The organism is Adlercreutzia sp. DFI.6.23, assembly GCF_024462535.1.
Classification (GTDB): Bacteria; Actinomycetota; Coriobacteriia; order Coriobacteriales; family Eggerthellaceae; genus Adlercreutzia; species Adlercreutzia rubneri.
Genome location: NZ_JANGBP010000377.1, coordinates 1 through 312, shown reverse-complemented (window position 1 = coordinate 312; position 312 = coordinate 1). Strand labels below are relative to the sequence as shown.

Genomic DNA, 312 nt, shown 5'->3' with positions numbered 1-312 from the left:
CGAGGGACTCCTTCACCTTCGTCTGGCCCAGGTAATAGTCGAGCCGCTTGGGACGCAGGGAGAAATCGAGCTCCAGGTCGTCCTCGGTGAGCGTCGGGGCCACCGCGCGGACGCGCCCGAGCGCCGATGCCGAGCCCTGCGCTTCCGCGCCGTCCCGCGCGGCCTCGAACACCATGCCCTCTATGTCCAGATCGAATGCCATGATTTCCTATCGACTTCCCAAACGTTTCAAGGCGTATTGTAGCAGCGCGGCCTCGCCCGCGTCCTCGGGAGCGCCCCGCCAGGCCACCTCGGCCGCGGCGGAGGTGTAGC

At 67.6% G+C, this 312-nt stretch carries 1 pseudogene; it reads right to left on the bottom strand.

The features are described 5' to 3' along the window. A pseudogene (locus tag NE591_RS13790) lies at positions 1 to 202 on the bottom strand (Holliday junction branch migration DNA helicase RuvB); the annotation flags it as partial. Positions 203 to 312: the final 110 nt, after the last annotated feature.